This window comes from Paraburkholderia strydomiana (genome assembly GCF_046030495.1).
In the GTDB taxonomy this organism is placed as follows: domain Bacteria; phylum Pseudomonadota; class Gammaproteobacteria; order Burkholderiales; family Burkholderiaceae; genus Paraburkholderia; species Paraburkholderia strydomiana_A.
In genome coordinates this window covers 41,816-61,778 of sequence record NZ_JAQQCJ010000018.1, presented here as the reverse complement: position 1 = coordinate 61,778, position 19,963 = coordinate 41,816, and the positions used below count along the sequence as shown (strand labels likewise).

General features: G+C 63.0%; 17 protein-coding genes. 6 read left to right on the top strand and 11 right to left on the bottom strand.

Annotation, left to right across the window (positions count from 1 at the left end; all coding sequences use genetic code 11):
- Window positions 1–23: 23 nt before the first annotated feature.
- The 3 genes from PQQ53_RS23100 to uvrB form a co-directional block, all read right to left on the bottom strand.
- Complete coding sequence (locus tag PQQ53_RS23100; protein WP_408145145.1) at window positions 24–356, bottom strand: cupredoxin domain-containing protein; 333 nt, start codon at window positions 354–356, stop codon at window positions 24–26.
- Window positions 357–505: 149 nt separating this feature from the next.
- The gene (locus PQQ53_RS23095; RefSeq protein ID WP_408156713.1) at window positions 506–1,054 is read right to left on the bottom strand and encodes an iron transporter; all 549 of its coding nucleotides are present in this window, start codon (window positions 1,052–1,054) and stop codon (window positions 506–508) included.
- A 332-nt stretch (window positions 1,055–1,386) separates the two neighbouring features.
- Window positions 1,387–3,480: an excinuclease ABC subunit UvrB gene (gene uvrB / locus PQQ53_RS23090; protein WP_408326378.1), complete on the bottom strand. Its 2,094-nt coding sequence runs from the start codon at window positions 3,478–3,480 to the stop codon at window positions 1,387–1,389.
- A gap of 465 nt (window positions 3,481–3,945) precedes the next feature.
- Between uvrB and PQQ53_RS23085 the strand changes: the two genes are divergently transcribed.
- Window positions 3,946–5,145, top strand: a complete 1,200-nt coding sequence (locus tag PQQ53_RS23085; RefSeq protein ID WP_408326375.1) for an amino acid aminotransferase — start codon at window positions 3,946–3,948, stop codon at window positions 5,143–5,145.
- A 114-nt stretch (window positions 5,146–5,259) separates the two neighbouring features.
- Here the strand turns inward: PQQ53_RS23085 and PQQ53_RS23080 are convergent, their stop codons facing one another.
- Both PQQ53_RS23080 and PQQ53_RS23075 read right to left on the bottom strand, forming a co-directional pair.
- Window positions 5,260–6,498: a DUF3734 domain-containing protein gene (locus PQQ53_RS23080; RefSeq protein WP_408326372.1), complete on the bottom strand. Its 1,239-nt coding sequence runs from the start codon at window positions 6,496–6,498 to the stop codon at window positions 5,260–5,262.
- 10 nt (window positions 6,499–6,508) lie between these two features.
- Window positions 6,509–7,306 carry a 3-hydroxybutyrate dehydrogenase gene (locus PQQ53_RS23075; protein WP_408145136.1) on the bottom strand — a complete coding sequence of 266 codons (798 nt, stop codon included), beginning with the start codon at window positions 7,304–7,306 and terminating at the stop codon, window positions 6,509–6,511.
- Window positions 7,307–7,529: 223 nt separating this feature from the next.
- Between PQQ53_RS23075 and PQQ53_RS23070 the strand changes: the two genes are divergently transcribed.
- The gene (locus PQQ53_RS23070; protein WP_408145134.1) at window positions 7,530–8,501 is read left to right on the top strand and encodes a potassium channel beta subunit family protein; all 972 of its coding nucleotides are present in this window, start codon (window positions 7,530–7,532) and stop codon (window positions 8,499–8,501) included.
- A gap of 205 nt (window positions 8,502–8,706) precedes the next feature.
- Window positions 8,707–9,552 (top strand): 23S rRNA (adenine(2030)-N(6))-methyltransferase RlmJ, encoded by an 846-nt coding sequence (locus tag PQQ53_RS23065; RefSeq protein WP_408326369.1) that lies wholly within the window; start codon window positions 8,707–8,709, stop codon window positions 9,550–9,552.
- Window positions 9,553–9,604: 52 nt separating this feature from the next.
- On the opposite strand, the gene PQQ53_RS23060 is transcribed toward PQQ53_RS23065, so the two are convergent.
- A complete protein-coding gene (locus PQQ53_RS23060) occupies window positions 9,605–10,645 on the bottom strand; it encodes an ABC transporter substrate-binding protein (RefSeq protein ID WP_408145132.1) in 1,041 nt (346 codons plus the stop codon).
- A gap of 356 nt (window positions 10,646–11,001) precedes the next feature.
- Here PQQ53_RS23060 and PQQ53_RS23055 point away from each other — a divergent pair, with 356 nt between their 5' ends.
- Complete coding sequence (locus PQQ53_RS23055; RefSeq protein WP_408326367.1) at window positions 11,002–11,244, top strand: hypothetical protein; 243 nt, start codon at window positions 11,002–11,004, stop codon at window positions 11,242–11,244.
- A gap of 249 nt (window positions 11,245–11,493) precedes the next feature.
- Here the strand turns inward: PQQ53_RS23055 and PQQ53_RS23050 are convergent, their stop codons facing one another.
- Both PQQ53_RS23050 and cueR read right to left on the bottom strand, forming a co-directional pair.
- Window positions 11,494–11,640 (bottom strand): DUF3563 family protein, encoded by a 147-nt coding sequence (locus PQQ53_RS23050; RefSeq protein ID WP_121315127.1) that lies wholly within the window; start codon window positions 11,638–11,640, stop codon window positions 11,494–11,496.
- Window positions 11,641–11,944: 304 nt separating this feature from the next.
- The gene (cueR, locus tag PQQ53_RS23045; RefSeq protein WP_408145128.1) at window positions 11,945–12,367 is read right to left on the bottom strand and encodes a Cu(I)-responsive transcriptional regulator; all 423 of its coding nucleotides are present in this window, start codon (window positions 12,365–12,367) and stop codon (window positions 11,945–11,947) included.
- Between the two features lie 126 nt (window positions 12,368–12,493).
- Between cueR and PQQ53_RS23040 the strand changes: the two genes are divergently transcribed.
- Window positions 12,494–12,727, top strand: a complete 234-nt coding sequence (locus PQQ53_RS23040) for a heavy-metal-associated domain-containing protein (protein ID WP_408145126.1) — start codon at window positions 12,494–12,496, stop codon at window positions 12,725–12,727.
- A gap of 13 nt (window positions 12,728–12,740) precedes the next feature.
- Complete coding sequence (locus PQQ53_RS23035; RefSeq protein WP_408326364.1) at window positions 12,741–13,661, top strand: dTDP-4-dehydrorhamnose reductase family protein; 921 nt, start codon at window positions 12,741–12,743, stop codon at window positions 13,659–13,661.
- A gap of 93 nt (window positions 13,662–13,754) precedes the next feature.
- Here PQQ53_RS23035 and PQQ53_RS23030 read toward each other — a convergent pair whose 3' ends face one another.
- The 3 genes from PQQ53_RS23030 to imuA are packed head-to-tail and all read right to left on the bottom strand — an operon-like array spanning window position 13,755 to window position 19,862.
- Window positions 13,755–17,348, bottom strand: a complete 3,594-nt coding sequence (locus PQQ53_RS23030; protein WP_408326361.1) for an error-prone DNA polymerase — start codon at window positions 17,346–17,348, stop codon at window positions 13,755–13,757.
- Between the two features lie 5 nt (window positions 17,349–17,353).
- Window positions 17,354–19,123 carry a Y-family DNA polymerase gene (locus tag PQQ53_RS23025; RefSeq protein WP_408326358.1) on the bottom strand — a complete coding sequence of 590 codons (1,770 nt, stop codon included), beginning with the start codon at window positions 19,121–19,123 and terminating at the stop codon, window positions 17,354–17,356.
- On the bottom strand, window positions 19,023–19,862 hold the full coding sequence (imuA, locus tag PQQ53_RS23020) for a translesion DNA synthesis-associated protein ImuA (RefSeq protein WP_408145118.1): 840 nt from the start codon (window positions 19,860–19,862) through the stop codon (window positions 19,023–19,025). The genes PQQ53_RS23025 and imuA overlap by 101 nt, the downstream gene beginning before the upstream one ends.
- Window positions 19,863–19,963 lie beyond the last annotated feature (101 nt).

Sequence of the window (19,963 nt, the reverse complement as noted above, 5' to 3'; positions counted from 1 at the left end):
TCGCGCGCCCGCACGCCAGGCCATTACTTCGCGACGATCACGCCCTGCGCCTGCTGGTGGAAATCGTCGAAAAACTTGTATTCGCCCGGCTCCAGCGGAGCAATCACGACGAACGAATCCGCGCCCGGCGCCAACACCTTCTCTTTACGCAACTGCACGCTTTCGAATTCGGCCGCGCCTTTACCGGTGTTGCGCACTTCGATCTTGATGCGCTGCCCCGCCGGCACTTCGATGCGCGCCGGGGTCAGCTTGCCGTCGTTCATTTCCAGCTTGAAGGTCGGCAGGTCGGCTGCGTGGGCCGCGCTCGCGAGCAACGCCGTAGCGGCGAGCAGCGCGATCTTTCGGTCAATTCTCATTAGCCTTTCCGGAAAACGCGGGGCGCGGATGTCGATCGTCGGCGCCCCGCCTGCTGCATTCACTGATTCGCCCAATCGTCGCCGCCTGGCCAGGCGTTCGAGCGCGGCTTGACGGCGTGACCGGCGGGTAATCCACCGCGATCGGCAGATCAGTAGCCACCCTTCTTGCCGATGCCGGCGAAGGTGAAGTCATATTCGAGCGCGAACGGCTTGAACCACGGACCCACCCCGGTTTCCTTGTCGACGTGGCGGCCGAAAGCCATGTGGCCGGTCTGCATCGGCGGTTCGACGATCAGCTTGAGGTGATACTTGCCCGGGCCTTGCAGCTTGACGTTGTCGCCATAGTGCGGACCATCGTTGGCGACCATCGCCATCATGTCGCCCTTCTGCGTCTGATTCGAACCGGCTTTCGTCAGCTCGTAGCGAAGTTGCAGATACGGCATCCAGTCGCCTTCGGCGAAACCGGTCGGGTTGTTCTTGACCGCGTGGATGTCCGCTTCAAGGTGGATGTCCGAATCCGACGCCTTGCGCATCATGCCTTCCGGTTCCATGGTGATCGGCTGCAGGTAAACCGCGCCGATTTCCATGCCGCCCTGGATCTGTTGCTTGCCGATCGGGTATTCCGCTGCCGTCGCCGACAAAGCGGCCACTGCGGCCACCACGGCTGCGCCGCCGCGCGCAAATGAAGAAATCCGCATTAAAACTCCTTGTTTTTATCAGACTGGAATCGAATCCATTGGAACAGCGCGTCGGCGTGCCTGATGCGACGGTCCCCGCCTTTGGGCAGGCGATCGACCGGGTGCAACTCGCATACAAGAACCTTAAATGCGAACCATTCTCAATATTAGGGGAGTCTATCATTGATCTCGAGGGAGAACAAATATCGACGCTCGCAAATCCTTGTCGCAACAGGGGCTTAAGGCTGCTTTAAGAAAGCGCGTATGGAGGACGGCGAGACGAGCTGGGAGGGGTGTGTCGCTGCAACTTGACGGGCGCGGCACGTTGCCGCGCCCCGGGGTGGAAAGAGGCCTTATTCGACGCCGGAGACGTGATCGCCGACATTTGCGCCGAACACACGCTGGCGCAGGAGCGCCAGCTGATCGCGAGTCTGCGCGGCCTTCTCGAACTCGAGGTTCCTGGCATGCTCCATCATCTGCTTTTCGAGACGCTTCAGTTCCTTGGCGAGCTGCTTCTCGGACATGTCCTCGAATTTCGCGCGCGTTTGCTGCTCCTTCAGTTCGGCGCGTGCGTCGTCGACGTTGTACACGCCGTCGATGATGTCGCGAATGCGCTTGACCACCCCGCGCGGCGTAATGCCGTTCGCGAGGTTGAAGGCAATCTGCTTGGCGCGCCGCCGCTCGGTTTCGTCGATCGCGCGGCGCATCGAGTCCGTCACTTTGTCCGCATACAGGATCGCCTTGCCGTTCACGTTACGCGCCGCCCGGCCGATGGTCTGGATCAGCGAGCGCTCGGCGCGCAGAAAGCCTTCCTTGTCCGCGTCGAGAATCGCGACGAGCGACACCTCCGGAATATCCAGCCCTTCGCGTAGCAGGTTGATCCCCACCAGCACGTCGAAGGTGCCCAGCCGCAGATCGCGAATGATCTCGACCCGCTCGACCGTGTCGATGTCGCTATGCAGATAGCGCACCTTGACGCCGTGGTCGGTCAGAAATTCGGTCAACTGCTCGGCCATCCGCTTGGTCAGCACCGTGACCAGCACGCGGTCGCCGGCCTTGACGCGCTCGTTGATCTCGCCGAGCACGTCGTCGACCTGGCTGCGCGCCGGACGCACCTCGATTTCCGGATCGACGAGGCCGGTCGGACGCACCAGCTGCTCGGCGACCTGTCCGGCCGTTTTCTTCTCGTAATCCGCCGGCGTGGCCGACACGAACACGACCTGGCGCATCTTGCGCTCGAACTCGTTGAACTTGAGCGGCCGGTTATCCAGCGCCGACGGCAGGCGGAAACCATAGTCGACCAGATTTTCCTTGCGCGCCCGGTCGCCGTTGTACATGCCGTTCAACTGGCCGATCAGCACGTGTGACTCGTCGAGCATCATGATCGCGTCCGGCGGCAGGTAATCGACCAGGGTCGGCGGCGGCTCGCCCGGCGCGGCGCCGGAGAAGTGCCGCGAGTAGTTCTCGATGCCCTTGCAGAAACCCAGTTCCTGCAACATTTCCAGGTCGAAGCGGGTGCGTTGTTCGAGCCGCTGCGCTTCGACGAGCTTGCCGTCGCTATAGAAGAATTCCAGCCGCTCGCGCAATTCGCTCTTGATGGTTTCGACCGCACGCACGACCGTGTCGCGCGGCGTCACGTAGTGCGACGACGGATACACGGTGAAGCGCGGAATCTTCTGCCGCACGCGGCCGGTGAGCGGATCGAACAGTTGCAGTGTTTCGATTTCGTCGTCGAACAATTCGATACGCACCGCCATTTCGGCGTGTTCGGCCGGGAAGATATCGATCGTATCGCCGCGCACGCGGAACGAGCCGCGCTGGAAGTCGGCTTCGTTGCGGTTGTACTGCATCGCGATCAGCCGCGCGATGATGTCGCGCTGGCCGAGCTTGTCGCCCGTGCGCAGCGTCAGAATCATCTTGTGATATTCCGATGGATTGCCGATACCGTAAATCGCCGACACCGTGCCGACGATCACCACGTCGCGCCGCTCCATCAGGCTCTTGGTGGCCGACAGCCGCATCTGCTCGATGTGCTCGTTGATCGACGAGTCTTTCTCGATGAACAGGTCGCGCTGCGGCACGTACGCTTCAGGCTGGTAGTAGTCGTAGTACGAGACGAAGTACTCGACCGCATTGCGCGGAAAGAACTCGCGGAACTCCGAGTAAAGCTGCGCGGCGAGCGTCTTGTTCGGTGCAAACACGATCGCCGGGCGGCCGAGCCGCGCGATCGTGTTGGCCATCGTGAAGGTTTTGCCGGAGCCGGTCACGCCGAGCAGCGTCTGGAACGCGAGGCCGTCCTCGACGCCTTCAACGAGCGTGTCGATCGCCGTGGGCTGGTCGCCGGCAGGCGGGTACGGCTGGTAGAGCTGAAACGGCGAGCCTTCGAACGTGACGAATTTGGATTCGTCGAGCGTATCTTCGGCTTCAGTCAGATGTTGTTCGGACATGGGGACGGCACCGGGCCTTGGGCAAAGGACCATTCTAACGGGTTGCGGGAAACGCGGATCGAGCGGGTCTGCGTAGGGTTCGGAAAGCTGCGGGCGGGATTGCGAGTGCTCGGGCGAATCTTATGTGACGACCCTTCACCTGAACGATTCGTGGCCTTCCGGTCACATGCGGGCAGCGGTTATGAAGCGCGTTCGCGCCGTGGGCCGATGCCCGCCTGGCAGCCCTCGCCGGGCGGCGCTCCGGCAGATCCGCCGATGTCACATGACGCCGGAGTGCCTGTTTTTCAAGCAAATAATTCCTTCCAGCGAGCCTGGTCGCCCGAAAAACGCGCGCGGATTCGTTACAATGCGAAGTTGCGCTCGCTTGCCGCCGTCCGCCGCCTGTCCGCGTTGTCCATCAGACGCCTCGGGTCGGGCCGTTCGCGCTCGGAGCCGCCCTCTTTTTACTACTGCTGCCCACCCATCATGTCTCTGTTCTCCGCCGTCGAACTTGCTCCCCGCGACCCGATTCTGGGCCTGAACGAAGCCTTCAACGCCGATACGCGTGCCACCAAGGTCAACCTTGGCGTGGGCGTGTACTTCAACGAAGAAGGCAAGATTCCGCTGCTGCGCGCCGTGCGCGAAGCCGAAAAGGCCCGCGTCGACGCGGCGCTGCCGCGCGGCTATCTGCCGATCGAAGGCATCGCGGCTTACGACGCGGCCGTGCAGAAGCTGCTGCTCGGCGACGACTCGTCGCTGATCGCGGCGGGCCGCGTCGTCACGGCGCAGGCACTGGGCGGCACGGGCGCGCTGAAGATCGGCGCGGACTTCCTGAAGCGCGTGAACCCGGCGGCCAAGGTCGCAATCAGCGATCCGAGCTGGGAAAATCACCGTGCGCTGTTCGAAGGCGCTGGTTTCGAAGTGGTGTCGTATCCGTACTATGACGCGCACACGCATGGCGTGAACTTCGAAGGCATGCTGAGCGCGCTGAACAGCTATGCCGCGGGCACCATCGTCGTGCTGCACGCCTGCTGCCACAACCCGACCGGCGTCGACCTGAGCGTCGATCAATGGAAGCAGGTGGTCGAAGTCGTGAAGGCGCGCAATCTGGTGCCGTTCCTCGACATCGCCTACCAGGGCTTCGGCGACAACATCGAAGCGGACGCCGCAGCCGTGCGTCTGTTCGCGGCCTCGGAACTGGACGTGTTCGTGTCGTCGTCGTTCTCGAAGTCGTTCTCGCTGTACGGCGAGCGTATCGGCGCACTGTCGATCATCACGTCAAGCAAGGAAGAGGCAGCACGCGTGCTGTCGCAACTGAAGCGCGTGATCCGCACGAACTACTCCAACCCGCCGACGCACGGCGGCTCGGTGGTGGCGGCAGTGCTCGCCTCGCCCGAACTGCGCGCCACGTGGGAAACGGAACTGGCTGAAATGCGCGACCGTATTCGCGCGATGCGCAACGGTCTGGTCGAACGCCTGAAGGCAAGCGGCGTGGATCGTGACTTCAGCTTCGTGAACGCACAGCGCGGCATGTTCTCGTACTCGGGTCTGACGGCGCCGCAAGTGGACCGTCTACGCGAAGAGTTCGGCATCTACGCGGTGAGCACGGGCCGCATCTGCGTGGCTGCACTGAACACGCGCAACCTCGACGCGGTGGCTAACGCAATTGCTCACGTGTTGAAGTAAAGCAAGCCGGAGCGCGGATCCTGGTCGCGCGCTCTGCTGGAACCGCCGAGAGAAACGGCGCCCTTTCCGAAAGGGCGCCGTTTTTTATTGCCCGAACGTTTCGTTGTAGTCCTGTCAGCGCGAATCACGATGGATATCGTGCGTGACGAAACCCGCGTCGTTATCCGGCATGTCGAGCCAGTCGGGATGCTCGAGCGAATGGCGAATGTCGTCCAGACCGCTTTGCCAGTGCTCGCGCATGGTCGAGAGGCCGAACTGGAAGTCCTTGTAGTGCCCCTCGTATTCCTTGTGCCGGTAGATGAGATGGATCACGTTGTAGCGCTTCGAACACGCGAGGTCTTCGGCCAGCTTGCACCACGGGTCGTCACGCTGCTCGGGCGGCACGCGCTCCAGCACCTCGCGCAGCACGTGCCGGAAACGCTGCGAGCGCTGCAGCATGTCGGTCACGAGACGGGTACGGCTCGAATACTGGATGTCTTTCATGCGCCCCTGAACATCCGTGATGTTATCCGGCACTGGTCCGATCGCGCTCCACAGATCGACCTGGAACGCGAGCGTGTCGCGACGCGGCGTGGTCTGGATCACTTCGTAGAGCGGCGTGTTCGACATCAGGCCGCCGTCCCAGTAAAACTGGCCGTCGATTTCAACCGCCGCGAAGCCCGGCGGCAACGCGCCTGACGCCATGAAATGCTCGGGCCGCAGCGTGGTGTGCGTGTTGTCGAAGTACGCGAAATTGCCCGTGCCGCAATTGACCGCGCCCACCGACACGCGCATTTCACGCGAATTGATCCGGTCGAAATCGCAGAGCGCCTCGAGTGTGGCCTTCAGCGGTGCGGTGTCGTAGTAGCTGGCCATTTGCGGCGGCCCGGACACCGTGGGCAACGGCGGCGGAAACCGCGGCACGAAAAAGCCCTTTTGCCCTTCGACGAGCGCGCCTAGCGCCTGGCTCGCCGTAAAGGCCTTGCGCACCGCGTCGCTGGAGTTGAAGAGTGCATGCTCGATGAAAGCCGGCAATGGCGGCCCGAACGCCGGTTGGCAGATCGTTTCCCAGAACTGCAACAGCCGCTCGACCCGCTTCTCCTGCGGATTGCCGGCAATGATGGCCGTATTCAAGGCGCCAATCGAAATGCCCGCCAGCCAGTTGGGTTCGATGCCGGCTTCGTCGAGCCCCTGAAAGACACCCGCCTGATACGCGCCCAACGCACCGCCGCCCTGCAGCATCAGCGCGACGGTTTCGTAGTTGGGCAAATGGATGCGCCGGCCGGGGTGGGCGGCGGCGGCCGAACCGGCGCCGTCGCCCTCCCCGTCGCCGGGCGCACCCACGCGCGCCCGCTTGAGATTGCGTTGCGCCATGGGCGCCTCCTTATTGCATATACCAGCCGTGGCTCACAATGAAAGACTGGCCGGTCAGTGCCGCCGTCGGGAAGGTGGACAGGAACAGCACCGTCTGCGCGACGTCTTCCACCGTGGTAAAGATGCCGTCGACCGTGCCGCCCAGCATCACGCGCTTGACGACTTCTTCCTCGCTGATGCCGAGTTCCTTGGACTGCTCGGGAATCTGCTTGTCGACGAGCGGCGTGCGCACGAAACCCGGACACACCACATGCGAGCGCACGTTATGCTTCGCGCCTTCCTTGGCCAGCACGCGCGCGAGCCCCAGCAGCGCATGCTTGGCCGTCACATAGGCGGACTTCAGCGGCGACGCTTCATGCGAATGGACCGAACCCATGTAGATCACGATGCCGCCGCGATCGTCCTTGTACATGTGCTTGAGCGCGGCCTTTGTCGTGAGGAAGGCGCCGTCCACATGGATCGCCTGCATCTTCTTCCAGTCCGAGAACGAATAGTTTTCGATCGGATTGACGATCTGAATGCCGGCGTTGGAAATGAGAATGTCGATCGAGCCGAGTTCGGCCGCGATTTTGTCGATGCCCTGATTGACGGCCTCCTCGCTCGTGACGTCCATCGCCACGCCGATTGCCTTACCACCGCCTTTCGTGATTTCTTCCGCAACGGCGTTGGCGCCGTCCTGGTTCAAATCGGCGATCGCGACCGCCGCGCCCGCCGCGCAAAGAGTCAGCGCGATCTGCTTGCCGATGCCGCTTGCCGCGCCGGTAACCACGGCGACCTTGCCGTTCAGATTCGTGTTCAGAGACGACATCCAGAACCTCCATGCAGTTGATGAGCAATGAGACCACAAGCCGCAAGCGGCATGCAGTCAGCCAAACGACATAGGCCGTTCGGCCGAATGCTGCATTGCGGCCAACGCTGCTATTGTGCATGAACCCTGTGAACGCCATAGGTAAAACGCACATCGCGCTTTATCTCTTTAAACTGGATGTTTTCGGCGCAATGCCGGCAGCATCACCCACAAGGAGACATGCATGAATTATCGACGTCTGGGCCGCTCTGGCCTGCAAGTCAGCGAATTGTCCATCGGCTCATGGGTCACTTACGGCAACCAGGTGGATCATCGCGCGGCGCGCGAATCGCTGGCGGCCGCCCGCGACGCGGGAGTCAACTTCTTCGATAACGCCGAGGTCTACGCGGGCGGCCAATCCGAGGAAATCATGGGCCAGGCGCTGAAGGAACTAGCGTGGCCGCGCGTGAGCTACGTGGTGTCCACGAAATTCTTCTGGGGGCTCACGGAAGCGCCGAACCAGTACCACACGCTGAACCGCAAATATCTGCTGAACGCGGTCGACGCGTCGCTCAAGCGCCTGCAACTCGACTATGTGGACCTGGTGTTCTGCCATCGTCCCGATCCGAACACGCCCGTCGAGGAAACCGTCTGGGCGATGAGCGACATGATCACGCGCGGCAAGGCGCTGTACTGGGGCACCTCCGAATGGAGCGCCGACGAAATCCGCGCCGCTTACGAGATTGCGGAGCGGCACCACCTGCACAAGCCGGTCATGGAGCAGCCGCAGTACAACCTGTTCCACCGCAAACGCGTCGAGCAGGAGTACAAGCGGCTTTACGAGGATATCGGCCTCGGCCTGACCACCTGGAGCCCGCTCGCGTCCGGCCTGCTCACCGGCAAATACCGCGACGGCGTACCGGCGGACAGCCGCGCGCAGTTGCAAGGCTATGACTGGCTGCGCAAGCAGGTCACCGATGCGGGCAAGAACAGCGTGGTCGGCAAGCTCGGCGCGGTGGCCGACGAGTTGGACTGCACGATCGGGCAACTCGCGATTGCCTGGATTCTGAAGAATCCGAACGTCAGCACGGTGATCACGGGCGCGTCGCGGGTCGAACAGATCGGCGAGAACATGAGGTCCGCCGAGGTGGCCGCACGAATCACGCCGGAGATCAGGCAGCGCATCGAGGAAATCGTCGGCGACGCCTACGACTGAACGGATTTTCGCCGGAGCGCGTGACGTGGCCCGGGCGGCAGCGGGGCCATGTCACGCGGAACTTACCCAAACCGCAGCGCGGCGTCGCGTACAATACGCGGCCGCGCTGCACACCGGCGCCGTTTGCCCGCTGTGCCGCCGCATTGCACCGCGCACCGCCGAATCCGCCCTGGACCGGCATGCCCTCTTTCAGCGTTTCCTCATCATGCTCAGCTACCGCCACGCCTTTCATGCAGGCAATCACGCCGACGTTCTGAAACACGCCGTCGTGTTGCAGCTATTGCGTTACCTCGGCCAGAAGGACAAAGCCTACTGGTACATCGACACGCATGCGGGCGCCGGCGTCTATTCGCTGAAGGAAGGCTATGCGACCAAAACCGGCGAATTCCAGACCGGCATCGCCAGACTGTGGGAGCGCAACGATCTGCCGCCGCTCTTCGCCGACTACGTCGAGGAAGTCAGCGCGCTCAATCCGGATGGCCAGTTGCGCTTCTATCCGGGCTCGCCGTACATCGCGTGGCGGCAGTTGCGCGAGCAGGACCGCATGCGTCTGTTCGAACTGCACACCACCGAAATCGACGTTCTGCGCCACAATTTCCGCGACGCGGGCCGCCGGGCGATGCTCTACGCGGGCGACGGCTTCGACGGCATTCTCGCGTTGCTGCCGCCTGCGCCGCGCCGCGCGCTGGTGCTGCTCGATCCGTCGTACGAGGACAAGCGCGACTACACGCGCACGCTGCGCTGTGTCGAAGAGAGCCTGAAGCGCTTTCCGACCGGCACCTATGCGGTCTGGTATCCGCAGGTGAAACGCCCGGAATCGCAGCGCTTTCCTGATCAGTTGAAGAAGCTGCAGGAGCGCAACTGGCTCCACGTCAGCTTGACGGTCGGCAATCCGCCCGAGGACGGCTTTGGACTTTTCGGCAGCGGCATGTTCATTCTGAACCCGCCGTATACGCTGGCGAAAATGCTGAAGGACCAGATGCCCTGGCTCGTCAAGGCGCTCGGCGAGGACAAGGCTGCCGGGTTCAAGGTCGAGTATCGCGGCGACTAAGCTTTGCCGCGGATGGCGTCCGGGCCATCAACGCGCACAGCCGGATTCCCGCTCACTTCAATTGCGCCGCTGCCTTGCGCGCGAAATCGTTCGTATAGGTAGCGTTCAGATCGATCTTCTTCGGATCCAACCGGTCATCGAACGAGGCCAGCGCACGCAGCGAGGTCGCCGGGCCGTCGGCCGGCATCAAGCCATCCGGCGAATACGCGTCGCGCACGTTGTGAAAGGCTTCGACATACAGTGCCGAGTCGTTGAGCAGATAAGCCGGGGGCACCATCTTCAGCAGATCGGCATCGCTCGCGGTCTGCAACCAGTGGTTGGCGCGCACGATCGCATTGGTGAGCGCCTGAGTCGTCTTCGGATTCTTCTGAATGAAGCTCTCGGATGCATAGAGCGTGGCCGCGGGCATCGTCCCGCCGAACACCTCTTGCGTGCCTTTCACGGTGCGCGTATCGACCAGCACCTTGATCGCCCCGCTACGCGTCAGCTTGGTCATCATCGGATCGACGTTCGAGAGCGCGTCGATCTGGCCGCCGCTGACCGCCGCCAGCACCGTGGCGCCGCTGCCCACTCCGATCGCTGAAATGTCGCTGCGTTGCACGCCGGCTTTGCGCAACGCCACGGTCAGCACGAGATCCGTCGACGAACCCGGCGCGCTCACGCCGACTTTCGCGCCCTTGAAGTCCGCCAGCGACTTGAGTTGATCAGCCTTCGACTTCACCACCGCGACGACGATCTGCGGGGCGCGGCCCATCAACACGAACGCCCGGTAGTGCTGCCCCTTTGCCTGCATGAACAGCGTGTGCTCGAACGCCCCCGCGCCCACGTCGGCGCTGCCGCCCACCACCGCCTCCAGGGCTTTCGATCCACCCGCGAAATTCTCGAGCGCGACGTCGAGCCCTTCGTCCTTGAAGTACCCCAATTGATGGGCGGCAAGTACCGGCAAATAGTAAAGGCCGGGCAAACCGCCGACGGCCATCGTCAGCGAGGGCATTTCAGGCGCGTCTTTGGCGAGCGCGACGCCCGGCGGCACGGCAAGTGCGAAGAGCGTTACGCAGGCGCTCGCGGCACGGCGGAGCCAGTGAGTGATCATTTGATGTCTCCTCGTTCTATTGCGTCCAAAGCATTGAAGCTGCGCGATACACATCGCCCGAGCCGCTAGCGAGACACTGCGAAACGATTGTCGTCGGAGCGTTTAGCGCACGCCATGCGCCCAAACCCCAATGCCGCGCCGCGCGCCATTCGCCGCGCATGCGCACGCCGGCGAGTTTGGCAAACGCGTGGATGCGCGAGAGCCCGGCAAAGCGTTTGCCGGGCGTGGAAACATCAACGGGATGGGACGCAAGCGCGGGAAGAAAACGCGCCGAAGACGCTTATTGCGGACGAGGCACCGGACGGGGCGGCGGCCGCGAGCCACCGCCCACAGGCAATTGAATATACGGTGCGACGATGATCGGTGTCGACGAATCCGGCGGCGCCAATTCGGCCGGCGTGGCGATTGGCTGCGCGCCAACGATCGGCTGCCACGACGTCGGTCCGGTGCGCATGACCGTGCCGCTCTGCCCGTCGTTGATGCCGCCCTGCGAGTCGAGGATGACTGGCCTGCGCGCGCTGTCCGGCGTGGCCACTGCGTTCGACACGGCGCAAACCGTCGTCAGCAAAGTCGCGGCGGCTACGGACAGGATGGACTGAAGCGAGCGGATAGAAGACATGGGCGGAGCGGTTTGGTTTGAGAATGCCGGATTGCGCTGAGCACGCTTTACCTTACCTCGGTGCCAGCCGCGAAGCTAGTCGTTATTCGCCACGCATAGTGCGCAAGCGCCTACCGCGAGAAAATTCTCGGGTCCAAATGTGACAAAGCCCCGAATCGACGGGGCTCAATGCTGTGCTGCGATCGCCGCGCAATAGGCGCCGGCGGGTCCAACTCGAAGCGGATGAAACTTACAGCGAATAGCCGCTGGTTTCGAGCGAACGGATACGCTGTTCGAGCTGAACGATATCCGACGACGATGCCAGGTAGGCTTCGCGGCGGTTGCGCTCGGCGGTTTCAAACCAGGTGCTCAGCTTTTCAAGAATGTATGCAAACATGATGTTCTCCAAGGATCAGATCGAATCCCCGGTGAAGTTGGACATCAGGGATTTCCCGTAAAAGGGTTAACCCGCATTATAGCCCTATGGTGCAACCGCGCTAGTGAAATGCCCGCATGATGTGCATTCCGTTTTGGAATGGTGCACGCTTGCGGTGCATCTAAACTCTTGATTTAGTTCGGTTCAGAGAGAATTTCAAGTCAGATAGAATGCCGCTCCGCATTTTCAAGCACTTAATTGGTGCAAATTGCCTCCGGTTGCGATAAATTTGCATCTCGGGTTGCACCTGCCTCCGTCCACCGCGTTAGATCGGGTGACAACCCTTCCCCGACACCAGGTCGGTATCGGCAAGGCGTTCGATGATGGGGCAGTCGGGCCGGTCGTCGCCGTGGCAATGGTCGGCGAGATGCGCGAGGGTATCTCGCATATCGGTGAGCTCGGCGATCCGGCGGTCGAGTTCCGCGACGTGCTCCAGCGCGATCTGCTTCACTTCGGCACTGGCGCGCGAGCGATCGTGCCACAGCGCCAGCAGCCGGCGAATGTCTTCAACCAGAAACCCCAGGCGACGCGCCTGGCGGATGAAGCGCAGCGAATGAACCTCCTGCGGACCGTATACGCGATAACCGGCGCTCGTGCGCGACTTCGCCGTCAACAAACCCACGCTTTCGTAATAGCGAATCATCTTCGCCGTGACGCCCGACGTGCGGGCCGCTTCACCGATATTCATGACCGTTTTCTCCAGGGTATGAGTCGATCGTACACCTTCCCATGATGGGAAGGTCCAGCCGCTCGAGTACGGATCGGCAGGCATAATCCAACTACTTCCATTCTGATTTTTCCCGAGGCAATCCCGATGACAATCGAATTCAAGGTAGAGGGCATGAGCTGCCAGCACTGTGTCGCGGCGGTCACGAACGCCATTCGTGAACACGATGCAGCCGCGCAGGTTCAGGTGGATCTGGCGTCCGGCCGTGTGGTGGTCGACTCGGCGCAAACGGTCGACGCGCTGAAAGCCGCCATCGACGAAGCCGGCTACACGGTCATCGCCGTCTCGAACGGGACGGCAACCGGCGGCGCAAACCACTAGGCGGACGCACATCATGTTTAAAGTTGCCGTTATTGGCGCCTCCGGGCTGGTCGGCCGCGCGCTCGTCGACGAACTGGCGCAGCAAGCCGGCTGGGAGGTCGTTGCCACGGCGTTCAGCCGGCCGGCTCCCCATACCGTCGCACTGGATATTCGCGACGCGCAGGCGGTCGAGCAGTTCGTCGAGCGCGAAGCCCCGGACGCGCTCGTGATAGCCGCGGCCGAGCGCCGGCCGGATGTGTGCGAGCACAATCCGGCGCTCGCGCGCGCGCTGAATGTCGATGCGGTGCGCACGCTGGCCGCGGCGGCACACCGGCGTGGCGCATGGACGCTGTCGATCTCCACCGACTACGTGTTCGACGGCAGCCATCCTCCCTATCGGCACGACTGCGCGCCCGCGCCGCTCAACGCGTATGGGTGGAGCAAGCTCGAAGGCGAGCGCGCGCTGACCGAGACCACCGACCTCGGCTGCGTGCTGCGTTTGCCGCTGCTGTACGGCCCGATCGTCAGTTGGGCGGAATCGGCGGTGACGAGTCTCGTGCCGGCGATTGCCGCATCGGCGGCATCGGACGGCAAGCCCGCCATGATGGACGCGTGGGCGATCCGCTATCCCACCTTCACGCCGGATGTCGCGTACGTGATCCGGCAAATGCTCGAACGGCATGCGCACGGCGCAGCGATCCGCGGCATCGTGCAATGGTCGGGCGACGAACCGATGACCAAGTATGAGATCGCCTTGCGCCTCGCCGAAGCCTTGCGGCTCGATGCGCACCTGACGCCGCAATCCACCCCAACCGATGCGACGCCTCGTCCGCATAATTGCCACCTGGCGTCGGAGCGCCTCGAGGCGCTCGGAATCGGCCGCCGCACCCCGTTCGACGCGGCGATTCGGCGCGTGCTGGCCGCGTTTCCCTGGCGCGGCGAGACACCCGTCTGATATCGGATCAACACGCGGATCAACACGCGGATCAACACGCGGATCAACACGCGAGTCAGGATGCGGGGAATCTGCCCGCCCTGGCCGCGACCCTCAATGAAAATCGCGGCTCGTCGTGGCCAGCTCGCCAAGCCACTCGCTGTAATCCTCCAGACGATGGGCGACGAGATGGACCACCTCTCCGCGGTTTTTCTTTTTCGCCTGTCCGGTACGGTTGGCGCTCATCACCTTGCCCTCACCGCCCTCGTTGACGGCATGGGCGCCGCCCGTGGCGACGCCGTCGTCGCGTTGCAAGACGCCGTAGACCGCCAGCAGCGATGAACCCAGCAACGCCTTGCGCTGCTTTTCCACCAGCGACGGCCAGACGATCACGTTGATCGAACCGGTCTCGTCTTCGATGGAAACGAACACCGTGCCGTTTGCCGTGCCCGGCCGCTGCCGCACGGTGACGATGCCGCATGCCCGCGCCAGCGTGCCGTGCCGGCACGCGGCAAGTTCGGCCGCCGTGCGAAAGCGCTGCTGCGCGAGGCGCGCACGCAGCAGCGCGAGCGGATGACGATTGAGCGTGAGTCCGAGGCTCCTGTAATCGTCGACGATCTCGCGGCTTTCCGTTGCGCGCGGCAACGCCAACGGCGCTTCGGCGATCGGTGCATCGCGCAGCAGCTTCGGCACCGTGTGCTGCGCGGTCACGGCCCACCACGCTTCACGCCGATGGCCCGCGATACTGGCGAGCGCATTGGCCGCCGCCAGCGCTTCGAGATCGCGCCGCGTCAAGGCCGCGCGCCGCGCCAGATCGTCGACGTCGGCAAACGGCGCGTCGTGGCGGGCGGCCATGATGCGCTCGGCGGCCCCTTGCGCGAGTCCCTTGATCAGATGCATGCCGATGCGCACCGCCGGACCACGCGCGCCATAGGTGTTCGACGGTTGAAATACGCGCGCGGTCAAACGCTTTGCCGCGCGCCGGATCGTGCGGCTCACCGTCAGGCGCCGCAGAGACAGATCGCGCAACTGCTGCCCGGACAGTACGGCGTACTGACGATGCAAACAGGTCTCGTCCGGGGAAATCCGCCGCCCTTCCTCATCGCGCCGCTCGAACGTCGACTCCCAATCGCTCAGCGTCACGTCGGGAGGCAATACCTTGACGCCATGGCGCTTCGCATCCTGCACGAGTTGCGACGGCGAATAAAATCCCAACGGCTGACTGTTCAGCAAACCGGCCAGGAAAGCAGCCGGCTCATAGCGCTTCAACCACGCGCTGAGATAGACGAGCAACGCGAAGCTCGCCGCGTGACTCTCCGGAAAACCATACTCGCCGAATCCTTCGATCTGGTTGCAGATGCGGTCGATAAACGCCTGCTCGTAGCCGCGCTTGAGCATGCGGTCGCTCAAATCCTTCTGATACTTCGCGAGGTTGCCGCTGCGCCGCCATGCGGCCATCGCGCGCCGCAACTGATCGGCCTGCTCACCGGTATATTTCGCCGCAACCATCGCCAGGTGCATGACCTGCTCCTGGAAAATCGGCACGCCGAGCGTGCGTTCGAGCACGGGCCGCAATTCGTCCTTCGCGTAGTCGATCGGCTCGAGCCCCTGCTTGCGGCGCAGATAAGGATGCACCATGCCACCCTGAATCGGCCCCGGCCGCACGATCGCCACTTCGATCACGAGATCGTAGTACTTGCTCGGCTTCAGGCGCGGCAGCATGCTTTGCTGCGCACGCGATTCGATCTGGAACACGCCGATCGTGTCGGCATGGCCGCACATCTCGTAGACGGCGCGATCCTCGCGCGGAATGTCCTGCACCCTGAATGTCGGAAAGCCGCGTCTCAACGCGACGAATTCCAGCGCGCGCCGAATCGCCGACAACATGCCGAGCGCGAGCACATCGACTTTCAGCAGCTTGAGCGCATCGATATCGTCCTTGTCCCATTCGATCACGCTGCGGTCTTTCATCGTCGCGTTTTCGATCGGCACGAGCCGCGACAGCTTGTCTTTCGCGATCACGAAGCCGCCGACATGTTGCGACAGGTGACGCGGAAAACCGCGCAACTCCTGAGTCAGTTGAATCAGACGCTGTGTGATGTGCGAGTGGGCATCGAAGCCCGCTTCGGCCAGATATCGGGCGACCGCATCCGGGCCGTCCCACCATTGCTGCGACTTGCTGATCCGCTCGATCAACGACACCTCGAGACCCAGCGCCTTGCCGACGTCCTTCAACGCGCTGCGCGCGTGATACGTGATCAGCGATGCCGTCAGCGCGGCCCGATGACGGCCGTACTTCGTGTAGATATATTGAATCACCTCTTCGCGGCGCTGATGCTCGAAGTCGACATCGATATCGGGCGGCTCCTTGCGGGCGCGCGAGATGAATCGCTCGATCAGCATGTTCATCCGCACCGGATCGATCTCGGTCACATGCAGGCAGTAGCAGACGATCGAGTTCGCCGCCGACCCTCGCCCCTGGCACAGGATGTTTCGGGAGCGGGCAAAGCTCACGATATCGTGCACCGTCAGAAAATACTTCTCGTATTTCAGATCGGCGATCAATGCCAGCTCGGTCTCGATCTGCTGGATGCGCTTCAGGTCCATGCCGCCCGGCCAGCGCTCCGTTGCACCGGCCATTACCAGCTTGCGCAGATGGCTCGCCGGCGACTCGCCGGCGGGCACCAGTTCCTGAGGGTATTCGTAGGCGAGATCGTCGAGCGAAAAATGGCATAGCGCGGCGATACGCAGCGTTTCTTCGAGGGTATCGCGCGGATACAGTTTGCCGAGCCGCTGGCGCGTGCGCATGTGCCGCTCCGCATTCGCCTCGAGCGCGTGGCCGCAGGCCGAGAGCGGCTTGACGAGGCCGATGGCGGTCATCGTGTCCTGGAGCGGCTTGCGCGAGCGCGTGTGCATCAGCACGCCACCTGCCGCGACCAGTGGCAAGCCGCTCGCATCTGAAATCATCCGCAACGCGTCGATCTGAAGATCGTCGCTGCCGGTTTGCCACAGTTCGAGTGCGATCCACGCGCGATCAGCCGCGAACGATGCGAGCCAGTGCGCGCAACGCAGTGTGTGCGACAGCGTCGCCGTCCGCTGCGGCACGAGTATCAGCACGCAATCGGGCAGGCCTTGCAGATGCGTCAGATGAGGCAACGAATCGGTGAAGTCGGAAGGACCGAGGCGGTAGCTGCCTTTGTCCGCGCGCGAGCGCGCCAGCGTGATCAGTTCGGACAGGTTGCCGTAACCGTTGCGGTCGATGGCTAGCGCCACCAGCGTGCAGAACGGCTCGCCGGTATCGTCGGTCAGATTGAGTTCGCTGCCGATGATCAGGTGGGGAATGGGTTTTAACGGCCCGTTTTCTGGGGGGTTTTCTGGCAAGGCCGTTGCCGTTGCCGCGTCGTCTGAAGGTGCTTGCGCTTGCGCCGCCCGGACCTTCTCCTCGCGCTCCTTCTGCTGGCGCTCCCGTTCCTGTCTGATCTCCCTCAGCCTCGTGTGGGCACGCACGACGCCCGCGAGCGAGCACTCGTCGGTGATAGCGAGTGCGCTATAGCCGCGCGACATCGCCTGCTCGACGAGTTCCTGCGGATGCGAGGCGCCACGCAGGAAAGAGAAATTGGTCAGGCAATGCAGCTCTGCATACGCCGGCAAGTGGGCCGCGGATGCCTGCTGCGGAAGGCAGGATGGCTGAAGCTCAGAAGTGGTCATGATGCTCAGCCGAACAAACCCTGCAAATACCACTCGCCCTTGATCCGCTCGCGATACACCCAGAACATGTGGCCACGATCGTCGGCCGCGACGTAGTAATCACGCTCGACGATATTGCCGTCCCACCACCCCGCTTCAATCCGCTCGGTACGTGTGAGCATCGTCAGCGGCCGGCGATAGATCGGCCGCTGGTCGCGCATCATCAGGCGTAGCGGCTTATCGAGCATCCAGAGGGGACGAGGCTGCGCAGGTAACGCGCTGTCGGGCAGATCGAGCAATGACTGCGCGTCGCCTGGTTGGCCCATGGATGAAAGCGCGATTTCAGGATCGTTCGATTCGGATGTGCATGAGGTTGCCTGAGTTGCTTGCCCCTGCGCTTCGCCGTCCACGCTCCCCGCTCCGGCAGCGTGCCGCAACTCATCGGTTAGCCAGGTCTTATCCGCTTTGACTTTTGTCCGTCCCTTCACCGGCGAGCGCTTCTTGCGTGCAAACGCCTGCGCCTCGTAGGCATCGACGCGCATTGCCCGCTCAGGGCGATGGTCGTCCTGCACCGACATCTGCAACACGTTCTCCGGTCCCAACCTCGCGCTCAAGCGCTCGAGCAGACGCGCAATCGAATCGCCATCCGATTCGGGCATGGGGAATAACGTGTCCGACTTCCCGGCATATTCGCCGATCTGGTCGGCAACCAGTTTCAACTCGATGACGGGCGCCGCCAGAACGGTCTGATTCAATTTTTCCCGCAACAGCCAGATCAGATGTTCGGCATCGCGCGACGGAATCGCCCACGCGACCTTCAGACTCGATGTCTTCGGAGCATGACGGGAGGCCAATTCATGCTCCAGCAGCAACGTATAACCGCTGAGCGCCGCATGATGCGCGCTCAACCAGCCGGCCAATTGCACGATCAGCCGACGCGCGGCGAACAGTAATGCATCGGCGTGATCGACTCGCGACGGCAACTCCAGTTGCGCATGAAACGACGCCGGCGCACGAAACGCTTCGCGCGGATCGGCGCGCGTGCCGTACGCCTGCGCGAGCAGGTCCAGAATCGCGCTGCCGAAACGCCGCACGACGCCCGAGCGCGGCAAACGACGCAAATCGGCCAGCGTCGCGCAGCCGACGTGCGCGAACGCATCGCGATGCGCCGGCGCCACCGGCAGCAGCGACACGGACAGACCATCGAGCACATGCGCGAGCGACGTCTCCTTGATCACATGCCAGCGACGCCCCTGCCGGGCGCAACGTGCCTGCGCCAATAGCCACGCGCCCCAGGCTGTCGGCGCACAGGCGATGCGCGCCGTATAGCCGAACTCCTTCACCGTGGCCTGCACACGCGACAACAACATGCGCAAGCCGCCGAACAGCCTCAAGCCGGAGCCGACTTCCAGCAACAGCGTGTGCGCGTCGGCGAGCGATACTTTCGGCGTGTAGGTCAGCAACGCAAGCGCTATTGATTCGAATGCCTGAGTTTCGCGGGTAGCGTCGGCGGCAAGCAGCTTGAGCCCCGGCGCCAGCGCCAATGCGTAAGAGCGCGAATGGCCCGCCTGCACGCCGGCGCGCAATGCGTCCAGGTCCGGCATCAGAACGTGCGCGTGATCGGCCAATGCATAACAGCGCCGCTCGGCGATGCCTGCCGCGGCTGGCGGCTGGCTTGCCTCGCGGTCGCACGGTTCACACCGATTCGGTTTCGCGGGCAAACCATCCGGAAGCGACGCGAGAGGCTTCACCGCTTCCAGCGACAAGAGTGGCAATGTGACTGCGATCCACAACATGTTTGACCTCTGTTCCTTGATGGCGGCCGATTCCTTTTTCCGGCAACAAGGCGCTTTGTAAAGGCAGAACGAGACGAAGAGGTTCGGCTAGCGCAGGCCCGCGACGCTTGAAGATATCGATCGACAGGCCAATCTCCTGCAGCCATTGGCGACGATTGATCGTCTGCGCATCGGCCGGCAAGAGCGGCTCGCAGATCATTCGCAATGGCGCGGGTGAAGATTGCGCGGCCGCCTCGACAGGCCGGATCAAAAATGCCAGCGAGGTGGACTCCTGAGCCGCCACTTGCAGGCGCCGAACCTTATCGGCACGCGCATGCGGCAGCCACACCAGCACCGCGCCGATGCCGTCCTGCTTCAATGCCTGAGTGGCGGCCCACAGTGCCTGATCTTCATTTGAGCGTACCCATAAGACGCGCCCGACATCGATGCCCCAAGCCCTCAATGCCCCGGCACACGGCTGATAAGGAGGCGACACGAACAGGACATGCCGTTCGGTCTGCGTCGTCAACTGGCGAAGTGAATGGGCCAGCAAGCGTATTTCGCCTACACCACCATGCTCGATCAGTAATTCCGTCAGGCCGCCTGCCGACCAGCCTTGTCCCGGCAACACACGATCCAGGGCGGCGTAGCCGCTGGAAATCACGCGCGAGCCCGATTCGGCAAGCTCGTTGCCCTGCCACACCTGACGCCGCAATTGCGACGACAGCGTGGTCGTCGCAAGCTGGATCGCTGCTGCCATAGACACGCTCTTTGAATAGGGAATGCTCCGCCCTGCCCGGCATTGAGCTACGCATAAGGCGATCGACGGTACTGTATATTTATACAGTATTTTGGGATGGA